1 protein-coding gene and 1 tRNA gene are annotated in these 2,839 nt (G+C 60.8%); both read left to right on the top strand.

The window, feature by feature from the left end:
• The first annotated feature begins 435 nt into the window (after positions 1-435).
• Positions 436-1,119 (top strand): holo-ACP synthase, encoded by a 684-nt coding sequence (locus EHS19_RS11805; RefSeq protein ID WP_151917686.1) that lies wholly within the window; start codon positions 436-438, stop codon positions 1,117-1,119.
• A gap of 293 nt (positions 1,120-1,412) precedes the next feature.
• A tRNA-Gly gene (locus EHS19_RS10375) sits at positions 1,413-1,486 on the top strand.
• Positions 1,487-2,839: the final 1,353 nt, after the last annotated feature.

The following is a 2,839-nucleotide window of genomic DNA, read 5'->3' as shown; positions in this document are numbered from 1 at the left end:
ACGATTGGCGGTTGCGGCTGTTGCGGCTGCGGTTGACGGCTGCTGCGGCTGCGGTGGTTCGTTGATTATCTGCCGGCTCCCCTTGACAGCACCGTGAAGCAAACAGCGGAGCTGTTTGTAGGTGCTGTGCGAGCCGACCGGCGAGCCGGCGAACCGCGCGCGCAGCGCGTCCATAATTGCAGGACAGCACCGTATAGCAAACAGCGGTGCTGTTTGTAGGTGCTGTGTGAGCCGACCGGCGAGCCGGCAGACTGCGCGCGCAGCGCGTCCATAATTGCAGGACCGAGCTGGACCACGAAGTGGGCCTGAGGGGTGGTGAATTCGTCGACGAATTATTGACGCAGGGTACTACGATGCCTGATTCGCGGCGGCGATTGCGGCGATTGCGAAGCGGCATACTGGTTGGTGAAGCATACGGTACGGCAGGAGGCGGCGATGATACTCGGAATAGGGCATGATGTGGCCGACATCGCCGCCTTCGCGCAGCAGCTGGCTCAGCCCGGCACGCGCATGCGTGCGCTGTTCTCCGCCCGTGAACTGCGGCAGTCGGCATTGCGTGCCGAGCTTCATCATGATGGCGAGCAGACGCATCTGGCAGCCAAGTGGGCCGGCAAGGAGGCGCTGCTCAAGGCGTGGTGCGCCGCGCTGGGGGAGCGTTCCTACCCGTTCGGCATCGACGATTTCCCATGGGCGTCGGTCGAGATTCTCGATGATGCGCGCGGCGTGCCGCACGTGGTGTTGACAGGGGATGCCGATCGCGCGTTCCGCGCTGATTTCGGTGGTGCCGGTTTTGCGGCTGCGGGCGCTGGCGTTGCGGTTGCGGGCGCGGGCGTTGCGGCTCCGGGTGCCGACATTGGCAGTGCTGGCATTGGTGGTGCTGACATTGGTGGTGCCGGTGGTGCGGGTACTGGTTTCGCGGGTATCGGCGGTGGCGTTGCTGGTGCCGACGTTGCGGTTGCGGGTGCCGGCGTGCCTGCGTCTGGTCATGCGGTTGTCGGCGTGGCGGATTCGGCGGGTGCCGATCGTCACGTTGCAGATGCCCTTGTTCCCGTCATTCACATTTCGCTGAGCCACGACGGCGGCATCGCCAGCGCCGTCGTCCTCATCGAATCCCGCTGATTCGCGCGGCTCACGGTGCGGTTGCGTCGGTGCGGTTGTGTGGATTGCTTGCGTGGCTGGGCGAGTGGTTCGGCTGTGCCGATGCGGTTGTGCTGGTTACTGTGTTGGGGTGATTGCGCCGGTTCGACTGTGGTGCTTGTGTTGGTTCGCTTTGTTGGGATGACTGTGTCGGGGTGATCTCACGCGTGCGGTCACGCTCGGTTTCGGTTGCGTAATGCGGATTCGGCCACAGTGTGTGATTTGACGGATTCCGGGAAGTGTGTATAATGACTCAAGTCGTCAAACGGCGGCACGCGGACGTAGCTCAATGGTAGAGCCTCAGTCTTCCAAACTGATTACGCGGGTTCGATTCCCGTCGTCCGCTCCATAGATCATTTCGTTATTTCGGCGGTGTTTCAACGATTCTGGTGCGCTCTGGGATGTGCTCTGGGATGCTCGAAGCCACTTTTCTGAGGCTTGGGGCTTTGACATTTCTCCAGTTTTTGCCAGTTTTGGCTATGTGCTTGCTCATGAGCTTGTACACCCGCTTGTCCCGTTCGGCCCGTTCGGCCATCGTGTCGAGAGCTCCGAGATCACTATCCAACGTCTGCATGGGTGTCTGGCGTCATTGCAGACGGCATGTGTCCGCATCCGTTGTGTAGCATTGACGTCCCGCTCGCTGATATGACCATGCGCGTGTCGGTTCGACGCAGATCGTGCATGGTCCTCCGCGCTGGCCGCCGGCCGCGCGTCGTCCGTCCGGTCGGCCTTGTTCCTCCACCTGCGCAACATCTCGGACGCGATGCCCAGACTCTGCGCGACCGAGGCCACGGCCCTTGTCTTCGACGAATGATTCGCGCGCGACTCCTCCAGAAGCCTGAGCGCCTTCGCGTAACTCCTCCGTATAACGTGTCCTTCGATTCATGTTCCTAGCGTCCTGCGTCAGAAATTCGTTGATTATGTTGTTGGCTCCCCTTGTCAGGACGTTGCCGTTAGGCAAACAGCAGAGCTGTTTGTAGGCAACGTGCGAGCCGACAGACGAGCCAACAGGATGCGCGCGAAGCGCGTCCGCGATTGCTGGATCGAGCTGGCCCGCGAAGTGGGACTGAGGGGTCACGAATTCGTCAACGCGTTTCTGCCGCAGGGCACTAGTTTCCCATCAACGAGGTGAGACACGGAACAACAACCAGGCCACATCAATGGTCGGGGATGATACGCCCGTGGACGCCAGTGGATGGTCGCCTGTGGATTGTCACGCGACGCAAAAAACGTCCAAAACGTCGTCGCGTGACAAGTCGGGTCGTCATCAATCTGCTATCGATCTGTCACGCGGCATCGAAATAGTCGTTTTTTGCGTCGTGTGACAGGACGCAGCGAGTTGCGCGCGTCCATCGCTGAGTCACGTGATTGCAGAATGGCGGAATTCCAATGTTTCTTGAACTGGCTCGGTTGAGTGTGCATGTTCGCTCGTGTCACGCGGCGTGAAAAACGTCCAAAATGTCGTCGCGTGACAAGTCGGTCTGTCACGCGACGCGAAAAACGTCGTTTTTGACGCCGCGTGACAGATTGGTCGCCCGCCGTAGGCCAGTCTCGCAGCTGGTTGAGTGATGTCAGCTCCGCCTGCCAAGGGGAGCTGGCGACGAATCCGACCGAGGCGGGCGGTCCGAGCCATCCCATCGAAACCATTGTGTGCATCGCACGTACGTATCAGGGATGCGATGTGCTCTTCCGGCCGTTGTGG

The organism is Bifidobacterium jacchi (assembly GCF_009078285.1).
Taxonomy (GTDB): domain Bacteria; phylum Actinomycetota; class Actinomycetes; order Actinomycetales; family Bifidobacteriaceae; genus Bifidobacterium; species Bifidobacterium jacchi.
The sequence above is the reverse complement of the archived record's forward strand: the minus strand, read 5'-3'. Positions and strand labels throughout refer to the sequence as shown.

Bases quoted from the DNA above. Each gene is read 5' to 3' on its own strand.
- EHS19_RS11805 (WP_151917686.1), top strand. From the start codon at position 436: ATGATACTCGGAATAGGGCATGATGTGGCCGACATCGCCGCCTTCGCG.